The organism is Streptomyces sp. NPDC047971 (assembly GCF_040653355.1).
In the GTDB taxonomy this organism is placed as follows: Bacteria; Actinomycetota; Actinomycetes; order Streptomycetales; family Streptomycetaceae; genus Streptomyces.
Genome location: NZ_JBEZNW010000014.1, coordinates 95,919 through 119,769, shown reverse-complemented (window position 1 = coordinate 119,769; position 23,851 = coordinate 95,919). Strand labels below are relative to the sequence as shown.

Sequence of the window (23,851 nt, the reverse complement as noted above, 5' to 3'; positions counted from 1 at the left end):
TCAGAACGCCGAGACGCCCGTGAGCGCGCGCCCGATGATGAGCTTCTGGATCTGGCTCGTGCCCTCGTACAGCGTCATCACGCGGGCGTCCCGCAGCAGCTTGCCGACCGGGTACTCGTCGATGTAGCCGTAGCCGCCGTAGACCTGGAGGGCGTTGTTCGCGGCGCGGACGGCGGCCTCGGAGGCGTACAGCTTCGCCTTCGACGCGGCGGTGGCGAACTCCTGGCCGCGGTCGATCAGATCGGCGACGCGCCAGGTCAGCAGCCGGGCCGCGTCGACGTCGACCGCGATGTCGCTGATCAGCTCCTGCACCAGCTGGTACGAGGCGATGGACTTGCCGAACTGCTCCCGCTCCCCCGCGTACCGGACGGCCGCGTCGAGAGCCGCCTGCGCGATGCCGACACAGCCGGCGGCGACCGACATCCGCCCCTTGGCCAGGGCGGACATGGCGACCGAGAAGCCCTTGCCCTCGGGACCCAGCATCGCCGAGGCGGGGACGCGGACGTCCTCCAGGACCAGTTCGGCCGTCGCCTGGCCGCGCAGGCCGAGCTTGCCGTGGATGGGGCGGCGGGTGAGGCCGGGGGTGTCCGTGGGCACGAGGAAGGCGGAGACGCCCTTGTGGCCGGGCGCGTCACCGGTGCGGGCGAAGAGCAGGACGACGTCGGCCCAGGTTCCGTTGGTGATGAACATCTTCGAGCCGTTGACGACGTACGCGTCCCCGTCACGGACGGCCCTGGTGGCCAGGCTGCCGGCGTCGGAGCCGGTGCCGGGCTCCGTGAGCCCGAAGCAGCCGAGCGCCTCGCCCGAGGCGAGCCGGGGCAGCCAGGCGGCCTTCTGCTCCTCGTCGCCCCAGGCGGCGACGGTCTTGGCGACGAGCCCGAGGGAGACGGAGACGATGCCGCGCACGGAGGAGTCCCCTCGCCCGAGCTCCTCCGTGACGAGGCAGTAGGTGAGGTGGTCGCCGCCGGAGCCGCCGTACTCCTCCGGGATCGTGAGGCCGAGGAAGCCGACGGCGCCGAGCTTCTTCACGATCGACCGGTCGACGCTCTCGGCGCGGTCCCACTCGACGACGTGCGGGGTGACCTCGCGGGCCACGAAGTCGCGAGCGAGCCGCCGTACGGCTTCCTGTTCCTCGCCGAGCTCCAGGTTCACGGCGCCACCTCGACTTCCGTCCACGTTAAATTACCACTGCTAGTTTTTAGCGGGCACGCCTACTATGTGGGCCATGGCCCGACCGCGCAAGCCCCTCCTCAGCCGAGACCGGATCGTCGCCACGGCGAGCGCGCTCGTGGACGCGGAGGGCCTCACCGCCGTCTCCACCCGGCGGCTCGCCGCCGAGCTGGGCGTGAGCGGGCCGTCGCTCTACAACCACTTCCGCACGAAGGACGAGATCCTCGACGCGGTCGCCGACGCCGTGAGCGCGAAGGTCGATCTGTCGATGTTCGCGGAGGACGACGCCCGCGACTGGCGCACGGCCCTGCGCGACTGGGCGGCCTCCTACCGCGCCGCCCTCGCCGACCACCCGAACATCGTCCCGGTCCTCGCCCAGGGCCCGGGCCGCCGCCCGGCGGGCCTGAAGGTGGCCGACGCCGTGTTCGGCGCGATGGTCCGCGCGGGCTGGCCGCCCGCCCAGGCGACGTACATCGGCGCGCTGATGCGCTACTTCGTCACCGGCTCGGCGCTGGGCTCCTTCGCCCGCGGCTTCGTCGACGACGAGACGGCCTACGACCCGGCGGACTACCCCCACCTGGGCCAGGCGCACCTCCTGGTGGAACACCGCCAGAAGGTCGACGAGGGCGCCTTCGAGACGGGCCTGAGGGCCCTGCTCGACGGACTGGCGATGCAGTACGAGACGGGGGTGCGGACCACCTGGACGCGCGAGGGCTCGACGAACGGCCCCTAGGGCGGGTGTCGAGAGCCGGGCGTCCCGGAGGCAAGCGGACCTTCGATACCCGCCCCGGCACCGCGCGACCGTTCGGCGGGCGCCGAACAGTGAGTGGGGCACCCTGGTGCCATGGCCGCCAAAGACCTCGCCGCCCTCGCGGCGCTCCTCGCGGACGAGACCCGCGCCGCCTTCCTCCTCGCCCTCCTCGACGGACGGGCCTGGACCGCGGGCGAGTTGGCGCGCCACGCGCGCGTGGCACCGTCCACGGCCAGTGAGCACCTGGGCAAGCTCGTCGCGGGCGGGGTGCTCGCCGAGGAGCGGCAGGGGCGGCACCGGTACGTCCGCCTCGCCGACGCCGGGATCGCCCACCTCGTCGAGGACCTCGCCGCCCGGTCCGAACCCGCGCGGACACCGCCCTCCGGCTCGTTGCGGGCCGCGAGCACCGGGCGGGCCATGGCGCGGGGACGGACCTGCTACGACCATCTCGCCGGACGGCTCGGCATCACGATCACCGAGGCGATGACGGGACGCGGACTGCTGCGCCAGGACACCGGGTTCGCGCTCACGGACGCGGGCGTGGAGTGGTTCGGGGAGCTGGGGATCGCCCTCGCGTCCGGAGGGCGACGGCCGGTCGCCCGCGCCTGTCTCGACTGGACCGAGCGGAAGCCTCACCTCGCGGGGGTGGCGGGCGCCGCGCTCTGCCGGCACGCGCTCGACGCGGGCTGGTGCGTACGGATCGGCTCCGAGCGGGCCGTGAAGGTGACCTCCCGGGGCGAGCAGGCCCTGCGGCTGGCCCTCGGCATCGAGCCGGAGACAATTCGGTGAGCGCCGAAGGGTCCAGGCCCTACGGTCACCCCATGACCGAGTCTTCCGCCACCTCCCGCCTGGCGCTCGCCGCGGCCGGTGTCACCGTCGTCCTCTGGGCCTCCGCCTTCGTCTCCATCCGCAGCGCCGGCGCCGCCTACTCCCCCGGCGCGCTCGCCCTCGGGCGGCTCCTCGCCGGGGCACTCGTCCTCGGAGCGGTCCTGCTGATACGGCGGGAGGGGCTTCCGTCGCGCGCCGCCTGGCCGGGGATCGCCGTGTCCGGACTCCTCTGGTTCGGCGCGTACATGGTGGCGCTCAACTGGGGCGAGCAGGAGGTCGACGCGGGCACGGCCGCGATGGTCGTGAACATCGGGCCCATCCTCATCGCGCTGCTCGGCTCCCGGTTCCTCGGCGAGAAGCTGCCTCCCCGGCTGATCGCGGGCATGGCGGTCTCCTTCGCCGGAGCGATCGCCGTCGGCCTCTCGATGTCCGGCGAGGGACACGCGTCCGTGCTCGGTGTCGCGCTCTGCCTGCTGGCGGCGGTGGCGTACGCGGGCGGTGTCGTCGCGCAGAAGCCCGCCCTGGCCCACGGCACCGCGCTGCAGATCACGACCTTCGGGTGTCTGGTCGGCGCCGTGGCCTGCCTCCCCTTCGCCGGGCGGCTCGTCGACGAGGCGAGCCGGGCACCGCTCTCCGCGACGCTGAACATGGTGTATCTCGGGGTGTTCCCGACCGCTCTCGCCTTCACGACCTGGGCCTACGCGCTGGCCCGTACGACCGCGGGCCGCATGGGCGCGACGACGTACGCCGTGCCCGCGCTCGTCGTCGTCATGGCCTGGGTGTTCCTCGGCGAGCTGCCGGGGCTGCTCACGCTCGCGGGCGGGGCGCTGTGCCTGGCGGGCGTGGCGGTCGCCCGCTCCCGGCCGAAGCCCCCGTCCAGGACTCCGGCCGACGGCGTCGAGGCCGGCAAGACCCTCTAGAAGACGACCAGCGCCCGGCCGCCCTTGCCCGCGAGCATGTTGTCGAAGGCGCCGGGAATGCCGTCCAGGGTGATCCGCTCGGTGACCAGGGCGCTCAGGTCGAGGCGGCCGGCCCGGACGTGCTCGGCGAGGACGGGCAGGTCCGCGGCCGGGTCGGAGTTCCCGTACACGCAGCCGGACAGGGTCCGGCCCCAGTGGAAGAGTTCCAGGGCGTTGAAGGTGACCTGCTGGTCCTTGCCGCCGATGCCGACGACCGTGGTGCGGCCGCCGCGCCGGGTGGAGTCCCAGGCGGCGCGGATCGTCGTGGCGCGGCCGACGCACTCGACGGCGACGTCGGCGCCGTGGCCGCCCGTCAGCTTCCGGACCTCCTTGGCGGTGGTCTCGGAGGCGACGACGTACTCGGTCGCCCCGGCGGCCCGGGCGAGGGCCTCCTTCTCGGGCGACACGTCGACCGCGACGACCGTCGAGGCGCCCGCGATCCGGGCGGCCTGAAGGGTGGCGAGACCGACGCCCCCGACCCCGAAGACGACGACGGACTCCCCCTCGCGCACCCGCGCCGAGTGGTGGATCGCTCCCCAGCCGGTGAGGACGGCGCAGCCGAGCAGGGCCGCGTCCGTGAGCGGAACCCCGTCGGGGACGGGCAGGACACAGTTCGCCGCGACCACGGTCTCCTCGGCGAAGGCCGCCACGTTGAGACCGGGGTGGAGGGCGGTGCCGTCCTCGGTCGTGGCGTACACGCTTCCCGCCCCGGTCAGGGCGTCGGCGCAGAGCCAGACCTCGCCGAGCGAGCAGGGGTGGCAGGAGCCGCAGGACGGCGCCCAGTTGAGGACGACGCCGTCGCCCGGGGCGACATGGGTGACGCCCTCGCCGACGGAGACGACCGTGCCGGCGCCCTCGTGGCCGAGGACGGCGGGGACGGGCACCCGCATCGTCCCGTTGGAGAGGGACAGGTCGGAGTGGCAGACCCCGGCGGCGGCGAGGCGGACCCTGACCTGGCCGGGGCCGGGCTCGGGCAGTCGGATTCCGGCTATCTCCAGCGGAGAGCCGACGGCGGGCAGGAAGGCGGCGCGGACCACGCTCATGACGCGTCTTGCTCCTCAGTGACTCGGACCAGGCTCGGAGCGGCTCGGAAGGGCTCGGAGCGGGCTCGGAACGGGCTCAGAACTGGAGGGACTTGGTCTGGAGGTACTCGGAGAGGCCGTGGGCGCCGAGTTCGCGGCCCACGCCCGACTGCTTGTAACCGCCGAAGGGGGCCAGCGGGTTGAAGCGGCCGCCGTTGATGTCGACCTGGCCCGTGTCCATGCGGCGGGCGAAGGCGACGGCCGCCTCCGGCTCGCCCCAGACGGCGCCGGCGAGGCCGTACACGGTCCCGTTGGCGATGGCCAGGGCGTCCTCCTCGTCCTCGTACCGGAGGATCGAGACGACCGGGCCGAAGATCTCCTCCTGGGCGATGGCCATGTCCGGGGTGACGTCGGCGAAGACGGTCGGGGAGACGTAGTAGCCGGTCTCTCGCGGGGCCTCGGGGCCGCCCGCAACGATCCGGGCGCCCTCCTCGACGCCCTTCTCGATGTAGCCGCGCACCCGCTGCTGCTGCTTGGCGTTGACGAGGGGGCCGACGCGCTCTCCCGGGACGTACTTCTTCACGGCCTCGGCGGCCAGCGCGACCGCCTCGTCGTAGCGGTCGGCGGGAACGAGCATCCGGGTCCAGGCGCTGCACGTCTGGCCGGAGTTGGCCATGACGTTGGCGATGCCGACGGAGACGGCCCTGCCGAGGTCGGCGCTCGGCAGGATGACGTTGGCGGACTTGCCGCCGAGCTCCAGCGCGACCCGCTTCACCGCGCCGCCCGCGAGGGCCCCGATCCGCCTGCCGACGGCGGTCGAGCCGGTGAAGGAGACGAGGTCGACGCCGGCGTGCTCGGCGAGCGCCTGGCCCGCGACCGGTCCGAGGCCGGTGACGAGGTTGAAGACGCCGCCCGGGATGCCCGCGGCGTGCACGGCCTCGGCGAAGAGCTGGGCGGTCAGCGGGGTGTCCTCGGCGGGCTTGAGGACGACGGTGCAGCCGGCCGCCAGCGCGGGGGCGACCTTGGCCACGATCTGGTGCAGCGGATAGTTCCAGGGGGTGATCGCGGCGACGACCCCGACGGGCTCGGAGTAGACGGTGGAGTTGCCCACCTTCTCCTCGAAGGGGTGGGCGGCGGCGAGCTCGGCGTAGGTGCCGGCGACGGCGATCGGCAGTCCCGCGTGGACCGTGGCGGCGAACTGCGGCGGGGCGCCGAGCTCGGCGGTGACCGTGGCGGCGATCTCCTCGGCGCGGGCCGCGAGGGCGTCGCGGAGCGCGCCGATCAGCTTGGCGCGCTCGGCCGGCGGCGTGGCGGCCCAGCCGGGGAACGCCGCGCGGGCGGCGTGCACGGCGGCGTCGACGTCCTCGACGGTACCGGCGGGCACATGGCCGATGACCTGTTCGTCCGCCGGGTTGACGACCGGAATCGTGTCGGTGGAGGCGGCGGGACGCCACTCCCCGCCGATGTACATCGCGTCATGGCTCTTCATCGGCTGTCTCTCCTCCGCACCGGTTCCCGGCCTGCCTGCCGGTTCGTCGTCCGCGACCCAAACTAGCGCTGATAGTTTTCCGGCGCCAGGGTCACTTCGTACGGTTCCCTCCATCGCACCGGTTCAGAAGTCGGCGCGGGTCGGCTCGTCGAGCCGCGCCACGGACTCCTGCCCGAACGCCTTCCTGTAAGCCTCCCTGACCCGCTCGATCCGCGCGTCGTGGAGCCCCGCCTCGGCCGCCGGATAGAAGAGGATCAGCTCGTACGAGCGCTCCCGCTCGATGGTGCCGTTCGCGTCCCGCCACTGTCCACGCCCCTCCTGGACCGTCAGGCCGGCCGGGAACCCCGGCGTGACCTCCTTGTCGACGAAGGCCATGAACTGCCGGTCGGTGACGTCCGGGCCGCCGTCGGGGCGCTCCGTCCCGAAGAACAACCGCGTCTCGACGTACGCCTTTCCCCGCGACTGCGCGGCGCCGGCCGTGACGGCGCCGGAGGAGGGCGCCTCCTCACCGAGAGTGGCGTACGCGGTGGGGGCGCCGGCCGCGATCAGCAGCCCGGCGGCGGCGAAGGCGACACGGGTACGGGTGGTCGGTGGGCGGAGGGGCATGCGCGACTTCCTCGATGGCTCGGGTCCGGGACTCGGGGCAGGGGCTCGGGGCGGGGGCTCGGGGCGGGGGCTCGGGGCGGGGGCTCGGCGGCTCGGGGGCTCGGCGGCTCGGCGGCTCGGCGGCTCGGCGGCTCGGGGCAGAGGGTTCGGGGCCGGGGCTCGGGCCTGTCGAGAGCCACGGCGCCCCAGGAGCGGACCGGTCACCCGGTCACATCTCCCGGTCGATGTCGGTGAGGTGGGCGTAGACGACGATGTTCGACTCGTACCCCTTCTTGGGGTCGAACGAGCCGCCGCAGGTGAGCAGCCTCAGTTCGGGGCGGCCCGTGGCGCCGTACACCTCCTGGTCGGGGAACTGCTCCTTCGTGTAGGTGCGGACCTTGTCGACCGTGAAGACGGCGACCCGGCCGTCGGCGCGGGCGACACGGACGGTGTTCCCGGGGGTGAGCGAGTCGAGGTTGAGGAAGATGGCCGGCCCGGTCCGGGTGTCGCGGTGGCCGACCACGATCGCCGTGCCGGCCTCACCCGGGGTCGGGCCGTCCTTGTACCAGCCGACGATCCGGGGGTCTTCGGCCGGCGGCGTGGCGAGCCGTCCGGAGGAGTCGAGTCCCAGGCCGAGCATCGGGGCCTCGATGGTGATCGCCGGGACGGCGAGGCCGGTGGGGCGCGAGCGGGCCAGGGGCGCGGGCAGCGGATCGGCCGTGGGCTTCGGCCGGGCCTTGGGCGCGGCCGGAGCCCCGGGCCGGGGCCCGGCCTTGCGCGGCGCCGAAGCCGTGGGCCGGGGCTGGGTCTTGGGCTTCTGGTCGGGGGGCCGCCCCGACCCGGCCGGGGACTGCGCGCCCGCCCCGTGCGCGGCCGGGGCGGCGATCGGCGGGTCGGACGGATCCTCGTCCTGAGCCCACCAGATGCCGCCGCCGACCAGCGACAGGGTCACCACCACCGTCCGGGTGAGCCGGAGGAGGCGCCGCTGCCTGCGCGTGAAGCGGGACCTACGCGGCGCCATCGGTGCGGCGGCGCGACCGGCGGACGAGGATCAGGCCGACCGTACCCGCGAGGGCGGCGGCGATGGCCGATCCGACCCCGAAGGCGGAGCTGTCCGTCCCGGTGGCGTCGGCACTGCCGCCACCACCCGCGCCGACCGGGCCCTGCGGGGGCTTGGTGGCGCCGCCGCCCCAGCTGCCGCTGCCGGTGGGGCCGGCGCCGGTGCCGCCGGTGGTGGCGCCGTTCCCGTTGCCGCCGGTCCCGTTGCCGCCGTTGGCTCCGTTCCCGCCGTTGCCGCCGTTCCCGTTGCCACCGTTGCCGTTGCCGCCGGTCCCGTTCGTCGGCGGGCTGGTGCTGTCGTCGCAGTCGACTCTGAAGACCTTGCTCTTCTCCGCGCCCTGCTGGCCCTCCCAGGTCCACTCGACCTTGTACCTGCCGTCGGCGAGCGTCAGGTCCGGGCTGATCCCGTGCCCCGCGGCGTCGATCGTGATCGAGCCGCTCGTGGTCACGCTGTCCACCGGTGGCTGTGGGGTGATGGCCCAGTTGATGGTCTGGAGCCCGTCGAAGTTGAAGGCGGCGAAGTAGAAGGTGCAGACCGAGGGATTGTTGACCGGGTTGTTCGCGGCCGTGCGGGGCTCCTCGCCCGGGCGTCCGGCGTGGTGGACCTTGACGTCGCCGTTGTCTCCGGGGGCGGCGACGGCCGCGGGAGCACCGGCGAGCGCGCTGCCGCCGAGGGCGAGGGTGACGAGCGCGGCGGACAGCAGGGGACGGACAGCCAGAGCGGCCATGTGGGGGTTCCTCCAGTCATGAAGACATCGGATGATCAACCGATAATCTGACTATCTGTCATGATGGAAACGCGGAGGGTGGTCGCAACGCCGTCCACCCTCCGCGTTTCACTCCCCCGGCGGAGGAGCCGACCCCCTCCGCCGCGCGCGCCGCCCCTTAGACGACCCCGAAGAGGATGCCCGCCGCGAGGACCACCAGCGAGGTGAGAGCCGCCCACTTCACCGTGAACCGGGTGTGGTCGCCGAACTCCACCTTCGCCATCCCGACCAGGACGTAGACGGCCGGAACCAGCGGGCTCGACATGTGCAGGGCCTGGCCGGCGATCGACGCGCGGGCGATCTCCAGCGGGGAGACGCCATGGGCCGCGCCCGCCTCCGCCAGGACCGGCAGCACACCGAAGTAGAAGCCGTCGTTCGACATGAAATACGTCAGCGGCAGGCTGAGCACACCCGTCACCAGGGCCATGTGCGGGCCCATGCCCTCGGGGATCGCCCCCACGAGCCAGTCGGCCATGTGCTTGACCATGCCCGTGCCGGTGAGGACTCCGGTGAACACGGCGGCCGCGAAGACCATGCCGGCGACATTGAGCACGTTGTCCGCGTGGGCGGCGATCCGGGCCTTCTGGTCGGCCATGTTCGGGTAGTTGACGGTGAGCGCGAGGGCGGCGCCGAGGAGGAAGAGGACGGGGATCGGCAGCAGTTCCAGGATCATCGCGGAGAGCAGGGCCACGGTGAGTCCGGCGTTGAACCAGTAGAGCCGGGGGCGCAGGGTCGGACGGTTCGGGTCGAGGCCCGGGAAGCCCTCCTCGGGCGCCTCCTCCGGCCGCCCCGGGGCGCCACCGGCACCCCCGGACGCCTTCTCGGGGTCCGCGCCCCGCCCGGCGCCACCCGCACCCCCGGACGCCTTCTCGGGGCCCGCGCCCCGCCCGGCGCCACCCGCACCCCCGGACGCCTTCGCGGGGTCCGCGCCCGGGCCGGCCTTCACCACGACGGTCTCGGTCCGCGCCGGCTCCAGGGCCTCGTCCAGGGTGAGGTAGCCGATGCGCTTGCGCTCGCGGCGGCCGAGGACGTACGCGAGGAGGAAGACGAAGAGCAGCCCCGTGCCGAGCGCCGGGATCATCGGGACGAAGATGTCGGCCGCGTCCAGTTTCAGGGCGGTGGCGGCTCGGGCGGTGGGGCCGCCCCAGGGAAGGGTGTTCATGACGCCGTTGGCGGTGGCGGCCACACCGGTCATGACGACCAGGCTCATCCCGAGCCGCTTGTAGAGCGGGTACATCGCCGAGACGGTGATCATGAAGGTGGTGGAGCCGTCGCCGTCGAGCGAGACGATCGCGGCCAGCGCCGCCGTACCGACCACCACGCGCACCGGGTCGGCCTTGCAGAAGCGCAGGATGCCCCGCACGATCGGGTCGAAGAGACCGACGTCGATCATCACGCCGAAGTAGACGATGGCGAACATCAGCATCGCCGCGGTGGGCGCCAGCTTGCCCACGCCGTCGAGGACGTAGTCCCCCAGCTGGGCCCCTTGTCCGACGACGACGCAGAACAACGCGGGGATCAGCACGAGCGCCGCGATCGGCGACATCTTCCTCGTCATGATCAGGACCAGGAAGGTCGCGATCATGGCGAAGCCGAGGACGGTCAGCATGGAGGACACCTCACGTTCACCCTTGAACTCCCACCGGGGCGGCTCCCACCGGTGCGGCGTTCGGATGACGTTAGGTGCCCCCTTCCGCCGTCAGCAAGATGTCGACGCGTGAGCAATACGAGCAAAACCCCAGGTCACGGCAGGGGCGCCAGCTCCACGGGGAAGCCGTTGAGCACGGCGGTACCGGACAGCGGGTCCAGCCGGGTGCCGTCGAGGAGCTGGTTCACGTTCACGCCGGGACGGGCGGCGGCGACCGTGAGACGGGTGCCCGGACGGTCGTGGCCCCAGCCGTGCGGCAGGCTCACCACCCCGCTCCGTACGGTGTCGGTGATCTCCACCTCGACCTCCAGCGCGCCCCCCTCGGCCGCGATCCTGGCGGGCTTGCCGTCCGCGAGACCGAGCCGGTCGGCGTCGTCCGGGTGGACCTGGAGGGTGCACCGGTTCGAGCCGCCGTTGAGGGACGGCGCGTTGTGCAGCCAGCTGTTGTTGGAGCGCAGGTGCCGCCTGCCGACGAGGACGAGGCCGCCCGGTTCCACGGCGAGGGCGGCGCGCAGCCGGGGCAGGTCGGCGGCGATCGGCGCGGGCAGCAGCTCGACGCGCCCGCTGCGGGTCTTGAGGACCCCGGGGAGACGGGGCTTCAGCGGACCGAGGTCGATGCCGTGGGGCGCCTGGCGGAGGTCGTCGAGGACCAGGTCGTACGGGCCGAGGCGCAGCATCATGTCGAGGCGCCGCTCGGGCCCGGTCGCGCCGCTCAGCCGCGCCGCGACGGCCTTGGGGTCGGCGCCGTGGACGGGCGAGTGCTCCTGCGCGACGGCCTTGGCGAGTGTCGTGTCGATGGCGAGGTCGTCGACGGCGGAGGGCGGCGCGCCGTGCATTCCCGAGACGGCGAGGATCAACCGGGCGTGGATCTCGCACTCGTCCATGCGCCCCTCCTCCAGCGGGACGGCGGCGGGCGTGAAGCGGACCTGGTTGCGGACGGCGAAGTTGTTGAAGGCGAAGTCGAAGTGGGCGCTCTGCGAGGGCGGCGGCGGGGGCAGCACGACATCGGCGTGCCGGGTGGTCTCGTTGAGGTACGGGTCGACGGCGACCATGAAGTCCACGGAGCCGAGGGCGGTGTCGAGGCGCCTCCCGTCGGGGGCGGACAGGACGGGGTTGGCGGCGACCGTGATCACGACGCGGATGCGCCCCTCCCCCTCCGTCTCGATCTCCTCGGCGAGGGCGGCCATCGGGATCTCGCCCTTGGCCTCGGGGTGGCCGGAGACGCGGCTGCGCCAGCGCCCCAGGGCGAAGCCCTTCCCCGGCCCGGCGGGGCGGGGCGCGGGGGAGGTCGCGGAGAGCGGGAAGAGCGCGCCCCCGGGACGGTCGAGGTTGCCGGTGAGGACGTTGAGGACGTCGACGAGCCAGTTCGCGAGGGTGCCGTACGCGACGGTGGAGCTGCCCATGCGGCCGTAGACGGCCGCCGTGGGCGCGGCGGCCAGTTCGCGGGCGACGGTACGGATGGTGGCGGCGTCCAGGTCGCAGGCGGTGGCGACCGCCTCGGGCGTGAAGTCCCGTACCGCTTCCCGCCCCTCCTCCACTCCCTCGATGTGCGCGGTGAGCGCGCCGGGGTCGGCGAGGTTCTCGGCGAAGAGGGTGTGGACGAGCGCGGCGAGGAAGAGGGCGTCGGTGCCGGGACGGATGGCGACATGGCGGTCGGCGAGCCGGGCCGTGCGGGTCCGGCGCGGGTCGACGACGGTGAGGGTGCCGCCGCGCCCGCGCAGCGCCTTGAGCTTGCCGGGGAAGTCGGGTGCGGTGCAGAGACTCCCGTTGGAGTCCAGGGGGTTGGCGCCGAGCATCAGCAGGTGGTCGGTGCGGTCCAGGTCCGGTACGGGGATGGCGAAGGGGTCGCCGAAGAGCAGTCCGCTGGAGACGTGCTTGGGCATCTGGTCGAGCGTGGAGGCGGTGAAGAGGTTCCGCGTGCGCAGGGCGCCGAGCAGCAGGGGCGGGTAGAGGGCGCCGGCCATGGTGTGGACGTTCGGGTTGCCGAGGACGACGCCGACCGCGTTCGGTCCGTGCTCCTCGATCAGGGGCCGGACCCGGGCGGCGATGGTGTCGAACGCCTCGGCCCAGGTCGCCTCCCGCAGCGTGCCGCCCTCGCGGACGAGGGGCCCGGTGAGCCGGTCGGGGTCGGCGTCGACCTCTCCGAAGGAGGCGCCCTTGGGGCAGATGAAGCCCTGGCTGAAGACGTCGTCGCGGTCCCCGCGAGCGCCGGTGACACGGGAGCCGTCGAGGGTGAGGGTCAGTCCGCAGGTGGCTTCGCAGAGCGGGCAGATACGCAGGGCAGTGGACATGACGGGCTCCCTGGGGCGGCGGCTGTGACGCGCGGGCACCAGCGAGCATACCGACCGGTACGCACGGTGGGGAGGGTCACGTCAGAGAGGGCGCGAGATAGGCGTAGAGCAGCTCGCGGGTCTCGGCGACGAGCTCGGGGTCCCCCGACGGGTCGGTACGGAAGGCGAGCTGGAGCAGCGCGTCGGCGGCCTCGACGCCGACCAGCACCTTGCGGCGCAGGATGTCGTCGGTGGTCCGGCCGAGCTGGGCGGCGAGCAGCCCGCAGAGGCGGTCCGCGACGCGATGGTTGGGGTCCTCGGCCGATTCCTCGCCGGCGGGCGGCGCCGGGACGCCGAAGTCGACGAGGGCGAAGCCGGGGACGGTGCGCTTCATGGCGATGTACTCGTCCAGGACGCTGTCGATCGCGCCGTGCGCGTCGACGTCGCCCGCCGAGGAGAGCCGGGCGGAGATCCGCTCGGCGTAGCGGTCGAGGTTGCGCTGGGCGAGGGCCGCGGCCATGGCGCGCTTGTTGCCGAAGAAGCGGTAGACGGAGCCGATGGGGACGCCCGCGCGGGCGGCGACGGCGCGGGTGCTCAGCTGCTCGTAACCGGTCTCGTCGAGGACTTCCGCACAGGCGTCGAGGATCCGCGCGAGGCGCTCGGCGCTGCGCTGCTGGACGGGGGTGCGGCGGAGTGAGGACGGGGACACGGGGTCCATGATGCCGCTCCGTTCCTGGTCGGGTCAGGAGATGGGCGGGGTCAGGCGATGAGCAGGCCGATGCCGCCGAGGGTGTACGCGATCATCAGCGCGAACAGCGGGAGTTGACCGGCCACCGCCCGGGCGGGCGGGAAGAGGCGCACGGAGCGGTCGTGGGCGGCGACGACGCCGAGGACGTGGCCGCTGACGATCGCGGCGACCTGGAGGGCGGCGAGGCCGCCGGGGCTCAGCGGTGGGGCGGGCGCGGAGGCGTTGTCGGTGCCCGCTGCCATCATGACTGTGCGTGGCCCTTCGGTGACGAGGAGTGTGAAGTAGTGGGCGATCAGGTAGCCGAGGGCGATCGGCAGGAGGGAGTGGGCGAAGGACAGGAGGGGGTGGGTGAGGCTGCGGGACATCAGGCGCAGCGTGCCGGCGCACAGGGCGTAGAGGGCGGCGACGAGGGCGACGGCGGCGAGCAGGCCGAGCGTGGCGGTGGGGGTCGGGCCGAGGGCGGAGGTCTGGAGGGTGGTGATCCAGCGGGGGTTGTCGGAGATGCCGTCGTAGGCGGTGGAGCCGAGGAGGACGCAGACGGTGGCGACCAGGCCGGGGGTCCGGGGCGTGGAGTCGAGGCCGTTGAAGGGCGAGCGCAGGACGAGTCGGCCGTCGGCACGGCGGCCGAGCGGGGAGAGCCGGGCGAGGAGGGAGGAGTAGACCTCGAAGGGGTCGGCGTGGGCGAACCAGTCGGGGCCGTGGCGGGCGGCGCCGAGGAGTCCGACGGCCGTGAGCACGGCGAGGAAGGAAAGGAGGGTGGCGGTGGACGCGGGGTCGGGTGCGGCGAGTTCGAGCCAGGCGAAGAGGAGGAGGCCCGCGGCTGCCGGGCGGATGCCGAGGGCGGCGGGCACGGGACGTGGGGCTCGGGGCGTGGGAAGCAGCGCGTGGAGGGCGCGCAGCGGGTTGAGCAGGCGCCAGACGGGGCCGAGGAGGAGGGAGGCGGGGACGAGCCCGACCCACAGCAGGACGTAGACGGCGCCGGGGGCCGGGTTGCGGTCGGGGTCGTCGGGCCCGAGGAGGAGGTGGAGCAGCACGGCGAGCCCGGCGGCGGCGCCGAGGACTCGGAGCGTCGTGCGGGTGGCCGGGGCGTCGGCGAGGCGCTGGAGGGCGACGGGCAGGGGGCGGCCCGCCCGGTCGCCGCGGAAGCGGGAGGACGACCAGAGCAGGCCCAGGGCGAGGAAGGAGACGAAGAGCGCGGCGAACGCGCCGGCGTAGGCGTAGAAGGGCGAGAGGGGGAGATCGTGCTGGGAGCCGACCCCATGGGCGAGGAGACGCGCGGGAGCGGTCACCGGACGGCGAGTTGGGTCAGGAGGAGCCCGGACCCGTGGGTCTCGACCTCGAAGAGTCCGGTGCGGTCGGCGGTCAGGGTGAGGGAGGCGGGCCTGCCCGCGGCGAGTGGCAGTTCGCGGTCGTAGCCGTGGACATGGAGGGTGTCGGCGCGGTCGCTGGTGACGCGGAGGGTGACGCGCTCGCCCTTGGACAACTCGATGCGGGAGGGGGGTGGTTGTACGGAGGTGCCGGTGACGGTGATCTCGACGGTCCGAGCGGCGGCGGTCGCGGTGGGGGTCGGTGTCCCGGTGGCGGGCGAACCGGTCAGGCGGACGGTGGCTTCGATCGGCTTGCCCGCGACGGCCCAGACGGTGTGGTCGTCCGCGTGGAGGCGGACGGTCACGGTACGCGCACCGGGTGGGACGTGGTGCCAGGGGCCGTAGGCGCGGGCGGTCTCCCTGCCGTCGACGAGGAGCCGGGCGTGCCCGCGGCCCGGGATCGCGGCGCCGCCGACGCTCTCGGGGGTGAACCGGAACCTCTCCACGGTGAGATGGATGTTCCAGCCGCCCTCGGAGTCGGGCCGCGCCTCGGCCCGGACGACAGGGGCGGCCGAGGCGGGCACCTCGCGCAAGCGGTGCCCCGCCTCGTCCTTCGCCGCGAGCAGTGTGCCGCTGCCGCCGGTCGCCTCCTGGTGGCTGGTGCCCGGCTTGTGGTGCGTGGTGGCCCGTCCGCCACAGCCGACGACGAGGGCGGAGGCCAGGGCGACACCGGCGGCGGCGGCGATCCACCGCCGCACACCACCACGCGGGACGCCGAGGCGCGGGACGGACCCGTGCGGGACGGACCCTCGCCGGGCCTCTGCGTTCGGGACGGACCCTCGCCGGGCCTCTGCGTTCGGGACGGAGCCCCGCGGGACGGAGCCCGGCGGGACGGGCACGTGCCGCGCGGCCCCGTGCCGGGCGCACTCGTGCGAGGCCGCCCCTCCACCGCCGGTGGCTCCCCCGCCCGGAGGACGGGAGGCGGTCGCCTCACGTGGCGCCGGGGCCGCGGTCCTCGGGGTGGTGGTCATGCGCGGGCTCCCGGCGTCTCGGCGGGTTCGTCCCTCGGTGCGGGTGGGACGGGCGCCGCTGGGGCGCGACGGCCGGCCGCCACGACCGCCCACAGCACCCACACCACCGCGAGCAGCCCGCGCAGCCACGCCGGGCTCAGCGGGATCCAGGGGATCATCAGGACGGCCTTGTCGAAGGCGTCGAGGAGGGTGAGGGCGCCCAGGGCGAGGGTGATCCAGGCGAAGGCGGGACGGGACGGACGCAGGGCGAGTCCGAGCGCCGTCCACCAGGCGCCGATCAGGAGCAGCGCCAGGGCGGGTACGGGGCCCGAGGACAGACCGAGGGTCGAGCCGGCCACGTCCAGCCCCAGGCCCGCGAGGCCCGCCAGGGTCGCCGCGCCCGCGAGCCGGCTGCCGCGGAGCCGGCGCCACCACAGCGCGCCGCCGACCAGGGCGAGGACGACCGCGAGCGCCAGGGCGAGCTGGGTCTCGACGCGCTGGATGCCCCGCGCCCCGTACCAGTCGCAGCCGGCCGGCAGCCGCCGCGCCTGGACGTTGTAGTCGGCGCAGACGAGGAGGTGCGCCAGCTTGGCCGGCTCCCCGACGAGCCGGTCGGTGTTCCCCGAGACGTCGCCCCGCCGGGTCCCGCACTCGGGCAGGGAGCCCGGGCTGGAGGCCCCGGCGTCGGCCTGCCAGCAGTTGCCGCCGCCCTGGCCGTCCCACCAGACGTCCGTGCGGTTGGGGCGGGAGGCGCCGGAGCGGTCGACGCCCAGGTGGTTGCCGGCGTAGCGGTTGCGGTGGGAGGTGTCGGTCTGCTTGCCCCAGTCGGACTCGCCGCGGATGAAGGCGGGCACGGCGCTCAGGAAGAAGGCGGCGCGCTGGTGCCCGTACACCCAGTTGTTCTCGTAGAGGTTCCAGTTGCCGCCCGCGGTGATGATGCCGGTGCCGGGCGGCATGGATATCTGGGGGCAGACGACGCCCTGTTCGTAGCCGCGCTCGACGGGCGGCTTGGCGCAGGTGCCGTCGGCGACGTGACGGTAGTAGTTCTGGTTGTTGTCGTGGATGAGGTTCCGCTCGAAGCGGGCGTGGTTCTGCGGCAGTCCGGGGTGGCCCGGGAAGGCGGAGTCCATCGACGCACCGCCCATGTTGTGGTCGAACTCGTTGTCGTGGACGTAGACCGAGTCCCCGGCCGTTCCCGAGTAGCCGACCATGTTGTGGTGGCTGCGGCAGCCGGTGATCTCGATGGAGTAGCGCGGGACGTCGTAGCCCCGGCCGTTGTTGATGTCGGAGGCCGAGCCGGGGTAGATCCCGGAGTCGCCGTTGCCGTAGGACTCGCAGTTCTTGTACAGGCCGTGGTCGGACGCGAAGGTCAGGAAGCCGTACTCGTCGTTCCACCGGGTCAGCACGTCGTCGATGACGAAGCCGTCGCCCGCGAGCACATAGAGGGAGTTGAAGGTGGTGCGCTGGGCGGTGAAGTTGCGGAAGTAGATCCCGTCGGACTCGTCGGCCCGTATCGCGTTGAGCTTGGTGTACTTGGCGTCGATCACGACGTCGAGACGTGAGGCTCCGGTGCCCTCGATCTGGAGGTTCTTCTTGCCCAGGATCGCGACCAGGTTCTGGTTGTGGGGACACTGCCTCTGCTGCTCGTACGACAGGATCTGGTAGCCGAGCGCGGAGTTCGGCGCCTTGAGCGAGGCGCAGGCGCCGGTCGGCGCGGGCTGCGAAGGCTCCTCCTCGTACAGGCCGGGCAGGACGGCGATGGTCATGCCGGGCCGGTCGACCGCGTCGACGGCCTGTTGGAGATGGCGGTGGCCGGACCGCGTGCAGCGCTCGAACAGGGCCAGGTTGCGTGCCTTCACCTCGGCCGGGAAGCCGGAGACGCGCCGGGCGAAGTCGGCCCGGTCGGTCTTGCAGACGAGCAGATCGGGTTCCCCGGTCCGCAGCGTGGGCACGCTGCCGGAGCCGTCGGGGAAGGTGACGGGCCGCTCCTCGTGGGCCTGGGCCACGGGAGCGGTGACGAGGGCGGCGGCGAGCGCCGCGAGAACGACCGAGAGCGCGACAAGGAGCCTACGGGTCCACGACATGCGCGAGAGAGTAGAGCAATGTTCATCTTTTGGAACCCCTTCTGCGCGCATCACGTCGAACCGTGACCCGTTGACGCGAGCGGTCGCGGAATCCTACGGTCTTCCATAGGATTCCTTATGCGGGCTCAGAACAGGAGCGGGCGATGACCACGGAACAGCCGACGGAGCAGGCCAGAAAGGTGGCCGAGGCGCTGGACTACAGCACCGGCTTCGGCAACGAGCACAGCTCGGAGGCGGTGCCCGGCGCGTTGCCGCACGGCCGCAACTCTCCGCAGCGCGCCCCCCTCGGCCTCTACGCGGAGCAGCTCAGCGGCAGCGCCTTCACCGAGCCCCGCGCGCACAACCGCCGCTCGTGGCTCTACCGCATCCGGCCCTCGGCGGCGCACCCGCCGTTCGCCCGGATCGACAACGGCGCGCTGCGCTCGGCGCCCTTCACCGAGACCGTCCCCGACCCCAACCGGCTGCGCTGGAACCCGCTGCCCGAGCCGGCGCCGGGCACGGACTGGCTCGCCGGCCTGTGGACCCTCGGCGGCAACGGGGACGCCACCCAGCGCGCCGGCATGGCCGTGCACCTGTACCACGCGAACGCCTCGATGGACCGGGTCTTCAGCGACGCCGACGGCGAGCTGCTGATCGTCCCCGAGCGCGGCGGTCTGCTGCTCCGCACCGAGCTGGGCCTGCTCGCCGCCCGCCCCGGAGAGGTCGCGCTGATCCCGCGCGGTGTCCGCTTCCGCGTCGAGCTCCTGGACGAGAGCGCCCGGGGGTACGTCTGCGAGAACTACGGGGCGCCGTTCCAGCTCCCGGACCTCGGCCCGATCGGCGCCAACGGCCTGGCCAACGCCCGCGACTTCCGCGCGCCCGTCGCCGCCTACGAGGACGTCGAGGGCCCGGTCGAGGTCGTCAACAAGTACTGCGGGAACCTCTGGTCGGCGACGTACGGCCACTCCCCGCTCGATGTCGTCGCCTGGCACGGCAACCACACCCCGTACGTCTACGACCTGCACCGCTTCAACGTCATCGGGACGATCTCGTACGACCACCCCGACCCGTCGATCTTCACGGTCCTCACCTCGCCGTCGGACACCCCGGGCCTCGCCGGTGTCGACTTCGTGGTCTTCGCCCCGCGCTGGCTGGTCGGCGAGGACACCTTCCGCCCGCCCTACTTCCACCGCAACGTGATGAGCGAGTACATGGGCCTGATCGAGGGGGCCTACGACGCCAAGGCGGAGGGCTTCGTTCCCGGCGGTGGCTCGCTGCACAACATGATGTCCGCGCACGGCCCCGACCGGGAGACCTTCGACAGGGCGAGCGCGGCCGAGCTGAAGCCGCAGCGGATCGACGACGGTCTGGCCTTCATGTTCGAGACCCGCTGGCCCGTCACCGCCACCGGCCAGGCCGCGAACGCCGACCATCTGCAGAAGGGCTACGACGACGTATGGCAGGGTCTGGAGCGCCACTTCCGGCCGTAGAGACTCGTAGCCGTCGAGTCTCGTCGTAGTCGTCGTACGGAGAACGCCGTGACCGCCTTCGCCCCCGACTCGCTGGTCCTGAACCGCAAGCTGCCGCTCTGGTATCAGGTCTCGCAGTCGTTGCGCGCCTCCATACTGGGCCGCACGCCGGACGCCTCGCTGCGGCTGCCCACCGAGGAGCAGCTCGCCGCGCACTACGGCGTGAGCGTGCTGACCATGCGCCAGGCCCTCAAGGAGCTGGAGGAGGAGGGCCTGATCAGCAGGCACCGGCGGCGCGGCACCTTCATCGAACCGGGCGCCCGGCGCTCCAGCCCGCGCCGGCTGCTCGGCTCGATCGACGCGATCGTGGCCCAGCAGTCCGGCGAGCGGACCACCGTCCTCGGCCACGGCACGGAGCCGGTGCCGGGCGAGCTCGCCGAGTACTTCCCCGACGCGACGGAGGTCGTCGCGTACCGCCGGCTGCGGCGCGACGGGGAGACCGGCGAGCCGACCAACTGGGCTCAGAACGCGGTACGGCCGGACGTCGCGGCCGGTCTCGACCCGGCCGATCTGGAGCGCTGGCCGATGACGAAGGTGCTGCGGGACGTGATGGGGGTCCGGATCAGCCGGATCACGGACACCGTCGAGGCCCGTCTCGCCGACCCGGAGACGGCCGCGCTCCTGGAGGTGCCGCTGCTCTCGCCGATCCTCCACTACACCGGCGTGACCTACGACGAGGACGGCCGGGTGGTCGACGTGGCCCGGATCCGCTATCGGGGCGACCGGTTCTCGTTCACGGTGACGGTGGAGGCGCACTGAGCCCGCTCGCTAGCATCCGGGGCGTGACCGAAGACGTACCGCTGGACGACGCGCCCCTCCTGGACGAGCTGATGCCGTGGTCCGTCGCGCCGCTGCGGCTCGGCCGCTCCTGGATCGTGGCGCCGGACGTCCGCACGCTGCGGGCCCGCTGGGACCGTCTCGTCCGGGCGGAGGGGGCCGAGCGCGAGGAGCTGTTCCGGCCCAGCCGGGCACGGACCCCGTCGAGTTCGGTGTCCGCGCTGCCCGGGCAGCGGACCGGCACGGTCCGCTTCGTCCGGGAGTCGGGGCCGTGCCCCGAGCCGGTACGGCTGGCCCACGGCCCCTTCGACGAGCAGTGGCTGCTCCCCGACCACCGGCTCATCGACACCGCCCGTCCGGAGCTGTGGCGGGTCGCCGACGACCAGCAGCTCTTCGCGGTGGAGCAGGGATTCGTACCGGGGGCGTCGGGCCCCGCGCTCCTGGTGACCTCGGCGCTCCCCGACGGCCGCTCCCCCGCGGGGCGGCCGGGGCGGATCCGGCCGCTCTTCCGGCGCCCCGGGGGCGAGGAGCCGAACCTCACGCCCGGTCTGCTCCCGCTGCTCGGCGAGCGGTACGGCATGCCGGTCACCCCCGAGTCCGTTCTGGCCTGGACCGTCGCGGCCGTCCGCCCCTCCGCGGCGGGCTGTCGCGTGCCCCTCCCGGCCGACCCGGAGCTCTGGGAGGCGGGTGTGGCGCTGGGCCGGCGGCTCACCGACATCCAGCTGCGGGGCTCCCGGGGCGGCGAGCGGCCGCGGCTGCCCGGCGGCCGCCGGCCCTACGTGCGAGCGCCGATCCCGGCCCGGCCCGCCGTGCTGGCGTACGAGCCGGCGGAGGAGACGCTGACCCTCGACGACGGCCGGATCTCCCCCGTACCGGCCGAGGCGTGGGAGTTCCACGTCGGCGGCGTGCGGATGCTCGAACAGTGGTTCACGCACCGGACCTCGCCGGCCGAGTCCGGCGGTCTGGAGGCGATCGGCCCGGCGGCCTGGCCGCAGGAGTGGACCTCGGAGCTCCTGGAGCTGATCACGGTCCTCGCCCTCCTGGCCCAGCGGGACCCGGAGCGGGAGGCGCTCGCACGGGGCGAGCCGCTGACCCGGAACGCGCTGCGGGCCGCCGGAGTGCTGCCGGTGCCGGAGGCGGCGCGCCGCCCCGCCTCCGTGCTGGACCATCGGGAAGAGGGCCCCGAGGGCCAGTTCGCGCTGCTCTAGCGACGCCCGGAAGGTCTCACCGTCCGCCCGCGGGGCGTCGCGAGCCGGGCGCGTCCGCCGGACCCGACCCGGTGCGTCCCTTCCGGATCAGGCCGGACTCGCGACACCCCGGCCGGGCACGAAGGAGTCGAGGACCCGGCCCAGCGTCAGTTCGAAGATCTGCTCGGGGTCGAGGGGTCCGGCGCCGGCCTCGCCGAACACCGCCGCCAGCCGGGGGTACGCGCCTCCCGCGAGCCGCTCCCTCAGATAGGCCCCGCGCACCGCCTGTTCCTGCTCCTCGGACCAGGGCAGTCCGCGGGCGCGCTCGGCGAGGGCGAGTTCGTTGGCGACGATCGTCATCACGGTGCCGTTGACCGTCGCGATCAGCTCCATCTTGGTGCCGCCGGGCAGGTCGAGACCGTCCAGGCAGGCCAGACACCCTTCGAGGAAGCGCAGCGCGTTGGGACCGAAGGCGTAGCCGGTCGTCATCAGCCTGATCACCCAGGGGTGGCGGCGCAGGATGCCCCGGGCCTCGCGCGCCACGTGGAACATGTCCGCGCGCCAGTCGCCGCTCGGCGGTTCGGGGAGGTCGTACTCGCCGCTGACGGCGTCGACCATCAGCTCGTACAGGTCCTCCTTGCGCGGCACGTAGTTGTAGAGCGACATCGTGCCGCAGCCGATGTCGGCCGCGATCCGGCGCATCGAGAGCGCCTCGATCCCGTCGGCGTCGGCGATGCGGACGGCGGCGGCCACGATGTCGGCCCTGCTGTACGCCGGTTTCGGGCCGCGGCCCGTGCGCTCGGGGCGCGCCCAGATCACTTCCGGTTCGGCCGCTCGGCCCGCCATTGATCATCACCTCCCCCTCATCTTAGTTACGTACAGCGTACGTAGTGGGGTATGGTCCAACCATGACTACTACGTACGCTGTACTTAGTGAGGGTCTGCGGAAACGCTACGGCGACGTCCACGCGCTGCGCGGGCTCGACCTGGCCGTCCCCGAGGGCACGGTCTGCGGGGTCCTCGGCCCCAACGGTGCGGGCAAGACGACCGCCGTCCGGGTCCTGACCACGCTGGTCGCCCCGGACGGCGGAAGCGCCCGGGTCGCGGGGTGCGACGTCGTGCGCGACCCGGCGGGGGTGCGGAAACGGATCGCGGTCACCGGCCAGTACGCCTCGGTCGACGGCGACCTCTCCGGCGCCGAGAACCTGCGGCTCTTCGCCAGGCTGCTGCGTGCCCCGCGCACCCGGGCCGACGAACTCCTGGAGCGGTTCGGCCTGACGGAGGCGGCCGGCCGGCCCGTCCGGACCTACTCGGGCGGGATGCGCCGCCGGCTCGACCTCGCGGCGAGCCTGCTCGTCCCGCCGCGGGTCCTCTTCCTCGACGAGCCGACGACCGGGCTCGACCCGCACAGCCGGAACGGGATCTGGGACGCCGTACGGGGGTTGGCGTCGCAGGGCACGACCGTGCTGCTCACCACGCAGTACCTGGAGGAGGCCGATCAGCTCGCCGACGACATCGTGCTGATCGACGGGGGCCGGGCCGCGCACCGAGGCACCCCGGCCGAGCTCAAGGCGATGATCGGCGGCTGGGCGGAGGTCGTCGTCGCCGATCCGGCGCTGCTCGACGCCGCGGCCGCCGTCCTCGACCGACTGACCGGCTCCGCACCGGCGCTGGACGCCGAGCGGCGCACGGTCGGCGCGGTGACCACGGACACCACGCTCACCCTGCCCCGGATCGTCCGGGAGATCGACGCCGCCGGGGTCCACATCGTCGACGCCTCGCTGCGTCCGCCCACCCTCGACGAGGTGTTCCTGCGCCTCACCGACCGGAAGGAGCTCGCCGCATGAGCGCGCTCGCCCTCGACGGGGCCGCGGTACTGGGCCGCCATCTGCGGAAGGTCCGCCGCGCCCCGGCGATCGTCGTGATGACGCAGACGATGCCCGTCGTCTTCCTGCTCTTCTTCGGATACGTCTTCGGCAGCGCGCTCGCCATGCCGGGCACCGAGTACCGGGCGTATCTGCTGCCCGGGCTGCTCGTGGCGACGGCGGCGGGCGGTGTGATGACGGGAATGTTCCAGGCCGCCCAGGACTCGCACCGGGGCGTCATGGACCGCTTCCGGACCATGCCGATCAGCCGGGCCGCCGTACCGCTCGGGCAGGCCCTCGCCGATCTGCTGACCAGCGCGGCCGGCATGGTGCCGATGATCCTGGTCGGTCTCGCGATGGGCTGGCGGATCGAGGGCTCCGCCGTGGAGGCGCTCGGGGCGTTCGGGCTGCTGCTCCTCTTCCGCTTCGCGGCGACATGGGTGGGGATCCTGCTCGGCCTGGCCTCGCGGAGCGAGGAGGCGGCCGGCCAGCTGGGCAGCGCCACGTTCATGCTGCCGCTCCTGTCGAACGCGTACATCCCGACCGGGAACATGCCCGGCTGGCTGCGCACGCTCGCCGAGTGGAACCCGATCTCGGCGGTCACGACGGCGGTGCGGGACCTCTTCGGCAACGCGGCCGTCCCGGCGGACGCCGCCTGGCCGGTGGCACACCCGGTGGCCGGCTCGCTGCTCTGGTCGGTGGGGCTGATCGCCGTCTTCGCACCCCTGGCGGTGCGCAGGTACACCCGCGGGTGACACGCCCGGGGTGACGAGGGTGACGGTGACAAGGCGCCGGTCACACGGTAGGCAGGGCTGTC

At 73.5% G+C, this 23,851-nt stretch carries 21 protein-coding genes; 8 read left to right on the top strand and 13 right to left on the bottom strand.

The features are described from left to right. A complete protein-coding gene (locus AB0D99_RS16115; protein WP_362361314.1) occupies positions 1–1,152 on the bottom strand; it encodes an acyl-CoA dehydrogenase family protein in 1,152 nt (383 codons plus the stop codon). Positions 1,153–1,225: 73 nt separating this feature from the next. Here AB0D99_RS16115 and AB0D99_RS16110 point away from each other — a divergent pair, with 73 nt between their 5' ends. The 3 genes from AB0D99_RS16110 (at position 1,226) to AB0D99_RS16100 (ending at position 3,669) form a co-directional block, all read left to right on the top strand. Next, the gene (locus AB0D99_RS16110; protein WP_362361311.1) at positions 1,226–1,903 is read left to right on the top strand and encodes a TetR/AcrR family transcriptional regulator C-terminal domain-containing protein; all 678 of its coding nucleotides are present in this window, start codon (positions 1,226–1,228) and stop codon (positions 1,901–1,903) included. A 111-nt stretch (positions 1,904–2,014) separates the two neighbouring features. After that, positions 2,015–2,710, top strand: coding sequence for a winged helix-turn-helix domain-containing protein (locus tag AB0D99_RS16105; RefSeq protein WP_362361308.1), 696 nt, complete (start codon positions 2,015–2,017; stop codon positions 2,708–2,710). 32 nt (positions 2,711–2,742) lie between these two features. Continuing rightward, entirely contained in the window at positions 2,743–3,669 is a 927-nt protein-coding gene (locus AB0D99_RS16100) for a DMT family transporter (RefSeq protein ID WP_362361305.1), read from the top strand. On the opposite strand, the gene AB0D99_RS16095 is transcribed toward AB0D99_RS16100, so the two are convergent. The 11 genes from AB0D99_RS16095 to AB0D99_RS16045 form a co-directional block, all read right to left on the bottom strand. Then, on the bottom strand, positions 3,666–4,745 hold the full coding sequence (locus AB0D99_RS16095) for a Zn-dependent alcohol dehydrogenase (protein ID WP_362361467.1): 1,080 nt from the start codon (positions 4,743–4,745) through the stop codon (positions 3,666–3,668). The two genes, AB0D99_RS16100 and AB0D99_RS16095, sit on opposite strands and share 4 nt — an antisense overlap. A gap of 82 nt (positions 4,746–4,827) precedes the next feature. Next, positions 4,828–6,219, bottom strand: a complete 1,392-nt coding sequence (locus AB0D99_RS16090) for an aldehyde dehydrogenase family protein (RefSeq protein WP_362361302.1) — start codon at positions 6,217–6,219, stop codon at positions 4,828–4,830. A 123-nt stretch (positions 6,220–6,342) separates the two neighbouring features. Beyond that, complete coding sequence (locus AB0D99_RS16085; protein ID WP_362361299.1) at positions 6,343–6,825, bottom strand: DUF3574 domain-containing protein; 483 nt, start codon at positions 6,823–6,825, stop codon at positions 6,343–6,345. Between the two features lie 208 nt (positions 6,826–7,033). Then, positions 7,034–7,825, bottom strand: a complete 792-nt coding sequence (locus tag AB0D99_RS16080; RefSeq protein ID WP_362361296.1) for a class F sortase — start codon at positions 7,823–7,825, stop codon at positions 7,034–7,036. Next, positions 7,812–8,591 carry a hypothetical protein gene (locus AB0D99_RS16075; RefSeq protein ID WP_362361293.1) on the bottom strand — a complete coding sequence of 260 codons (780 nt, stop codon included), beginning with the start codon at positions 8,589–8,591 and terminating at the stop codon, positions 7,812–7,814. The genes AB0D99_RS16080 and AB0D99_RS16075 overlap by 14 nt, the downstream gene beginning before the upstream one ends. Before the next feature lie 157 nt (positions 8,592–8,748). Then, positions 8,749–10,239 carry a citrate:proton symporter gene (locus AB0D99_RS16070; protein ID WP_362361290.1) on the bottom strand — a complete coding sequence of 497 codons (1,491 nt, stop codon included), beginning with the start codon at positions 10,237–10,239 and terminating at the stop codon, positions 8,749–8,751. A gap of 134 nt (positions 10,240–10,373) precedes the next feature. Further along, positions 10,374–12,569, bottom strand: a complete 2,196-nt coding sequence (locus tag AB0D99_RS16065) for a molybdopterin oxidoreductase family protein (protein ID WP_362361288.1) — start codon at positions 12,567–12,569, stop codon at positions 10,374–10,376. A 76-nt stretch (positions 12,570–12,645) separates the two neighbouring features. Next, positions 12,646–13,266, bottom strand: coding sequence for a TetR/AcrR family transcriptional regulator (locus tag AB0D99_RS16060; RefSeq protein ID WP_362361285.1), 621 nt, complete (start codon positions 13,264–13,266; stop codon positions 12,646–12,648). A 41-nt stretch (positions 13,267–13,307) separates the two neighbouring features. Next, on the bottom strand, positions 13,308–14,585 hold the full coding sequence (locus AB0D99_RS16055) for a hypothetical protein (RefSeq protein WP_362361282.1): 1,278 nt from the start codon (positions 14,583–14,585) through the stop codon (positions 13,308–13,310). After that, positions 14,582–15,361, bottom strand: a complete 780-nt coding sequence (locus AB0D99_RS16050) for a hypothetical protein (RefSeq protein WP_362361279.1) — start codon at positions 15,359–15,361, stop codon at positions 14,582–14,584. The genes AB0D99_RS16055 and AB0D99_RS16050 overlap by 4 nt, the downstream gene beginning before the upstream one ends. A 269-nt stretch (positions 15,362–15,630) precedes the next feature. Beyond that, the gene (locus tag AB0D99_RS16045; RefSeq protein ID WP_362361276.1) at positions 15,631–17,697 is read right to left on the bottom strand and encodes a right-handed parallel beta-helix repeat-containing protein; all 2,067 of its coding nucleotides are present in this window, start codon (positions 17,695–17,697) and stop codon (positions 15,631–15,633) included. A 143-nt stretch (positions 17,698–17,840) separates the two neighbouring features. Between AB0D99_RS16045 and hmgA the strand changes: the two genes are divergently transcribed. The 3 genes from hmgA (at position 17,841) to AB0D99_RS16030 (ending at position 21,190) form a co-directional block, all read left to right on the top strand. Then, positions 17,841–19,166, top strand: coding sequence for a homogentisate 1,2-dioxygenase (gene hmgA, locus AB0D99_RS16040; RefSeq protein ID WP_362361273.1), 1,326 nt, complete (start codon positions 17,841–17,843; stop codon positions 19,164–19,166). A gap of 48 nt (positions 19,167–19,214) precedes the next feature. Beyond that, positions 19,215–19,964 carry a GntR family transcriptional regulator gene (locus AB0D99_RS16035; RefSeq protein WP_362361270.1) on the top strand — a complete coding sequence of 250 codons (750 nt, stop codon included), beginning with the start codon at positions 19,215–19,217 and terminating at the stop codon, positions 19,962–19,964. Between the two features lie 71 nt (positions 19,965–20,035). Further along, a complete protein-coding gene (locus AB0D99_RS16030) occupies positions 20,036–21,190 on the top strand; it encodes a type ISP restriction/modification enzyme (protein ID WP_362361464.1) in 1,155 nt (384 codons plus the stop codon). A gap of 87 nt (positions 21,191–21,277) precedes the next feature. Here AB0D99_RS16030 and AB0D99_RS16025 read toward each other — a convergent pair whose 3' ends face one another. Next, complete coding sequence (locus AB0D99_RS16025; protein ID WP_362361267.1) at positions 21,278–22,015, bottom strand: TetR/AcrR family transcriptional regulator; 738 nt, start codon at positions 22,013–22,015, stop codon at positions 21,278–21,280. A gap of 62 nt (positions 22,016–22,077) precedes the next feature. Here AB0D99_RS16025 and AB0D99_RS16020 point away from each other — a divergent pair, with 62 nt between their 5' ends. Next, positions 22,078–23,016, top strand: coding sequence for an ATP-binding cassette domain-containing protein (locus AB0D99_RS16020; protein WP_362361264.1), 939 nt, complete (start codon positions 22,078–22,080; stop codon positions 23,014–23,016). Beyond that, positions 23,013–23,789: an ABC transporter permease gene (locus AB0D99_RS16015; RefSeq protein WP_362361261.1), complete on the top strand. Its 777-nt coding sequence runs from the start codon at positions 23,013–23,015 to the stop codon at positions 23,787–23,789. The genes AB0D99_RS16020 and AB0D99_RS16015 overlap by 4 nt, the downstream gene beginning before the upstream one ends. The last annotated feature ends 62 nt before the right edge of the window (positions 23,790–23,851 follow it).